Here is a 1,597-nt window from a genome sequence, read left to right as displayed (position 1 = left end):
TGGGGTGGTCGTCGGCGTGGGCCGGCCAGCGCATCGTGACCTTGACGCCGCGGCCGGGGCGGGCTGTCACGGTGACATGCCCACCGTGCCGTTCGAGCGCGCGGTAGCTGCCGGCGAGTCCCCCACCGGGGCGCACCGTCGCCTGGTCGAAGCCGACACCGCGGTCGCGGACGACGACGAGCATCGTCTCGGCATCGCCCTCGACGAACAGGCTGACCTCGTCCACCGGGCCGGCGTGCCGCAGCACGTTACGCAGGGCCTCGCGTGTCGCGGCCACCAGCGCCTCGCGGACGGGCTCGGGCGGTTCGCCGGTGACCCCGAGGAACGGGACGAGCGCGAGACCCTCGTCGGTGAAGGTGTCGACGACCGCCGACATCATCGCCTCAGTACTCGTCTCGCCATCGAGCACCGGCACCGAACCCGCCGGTGTGGCTGTCGCCACGGCCGCGCTCGGATGGGGCAGGTCCGGGGTGGGGGTGTGGCCGTCGTGCGGGACGCGGGGTTCGAGGCCACGCGGATCCATGATGAGGCGGCGGGCGCGTGCCGAACCGCGGCGCGCCTCGCGGACCAGCGCCGCCGATAGCGCACCGCCGCCGGCCACATGGTCGACGATCGGCAGCAGGTAGTCGTGGACCTCCCGGTGGGTGATCTCGCGCTGGAACGCGCTCTCGGTCTCCAGCTCCTGCTGGGCGGCCCGGGCCGAGGCGGCGGCCGCGTCGTCCTGGGCGTCCGCGGTGGCCGTCGACAGCCGGCGCAGTTCACCGGCGATGAGGATCGCGACGACGTACCACAGGGCGAAGCCGAGCAGGTCGGAGCCGAGTTTGAGGGTGACGTCCGGCAGGACGGCGATGCTCCAGGTCGCCATCAGCGCCACCACCAGGAGCACCCCGGCGGACCCGAGCCCGACCGCGATACCCACCCCCGCGGACGAGACCAGGCTGAACGGGACCAGCTCCGTCATGATCCTGTTGCGCTCGTGCGGCCAGGCCGCCCGCGAGCCGACGGCCATCAGCGCCACGCAGAACGCGACGTCCGCCAGCACCAGCCGCTGCGACAACCGCCCCACCCGGTGCCAGGCCCGCCAGGCGAACCAGGCCGCCTCCGCGAGCGCCGCCACCGCGATCACCACGGCGATCGAGGCATGGCGCAGATCCGACCAGCCGAAAAGCGGTATGAGCACGAACGACGCGCAGGCCGCCCGCGCGTACCCCACCATCCGCGCCAGGCGCTGCTCGGTGCGCACCACGACCATTCGGGACGGTCCCGCCGACACGACCAACCCGGTCATAGCTCGCAACGGTAGTGAGCCACCCCGATCTCTGCCACCCCCCGCAACCGATTCATTCCATTTCCCGCTTCTCTTCCCGCTCCTCGCGGCCAAGCCCAGCACCCTCGGGGGACGGGTCCGGCCACGATCCTGGCCGACCCCCGCACCACCGAACCGCACACGTTGGATGTGGCCTTCGAGGACAGGGCGGTGTGCCGCCGCCGACCGGTGGGCACGGCCACCTCATGACCACCATCGCAGACACCACCGGCGTCCTTCCGCCGCCCGGTCCCGGCCCTGGCACACCCGATCCGGTGCCGCCGGTTCCCG

Annotated in this window: 1 protein-coding gene; it reads right to left on the bottom strand. The window is 72.9% G+C overall.

The annotated features are described in order from the left end of the window. Nucleotides 1-1,288: sensor histidine kinase (locus tag G6R24_RS20755; RefSeq protein WP_225438879.1), on the bottom strand; the 1,288-nt coding region annotated here is incomplete at its 3' end. Nucleotides 1,289-1,597 lie beyond the last annotated feature (309 nt).

It is taken from the genome of Candidatus Frankia nodulisporulans (genome assembly GCF_902806475.1).
GTDB lineage: Bacteria > Actinomycetota > Actinomycetes > Frankiales > Frankiaceae > Frankia > Frankia umida.
The sequence above is the reverse complement of the archived record's forward strand: the minus strand, read 5'-3'. Positions and strand labels throughout refer to the sequence as shown.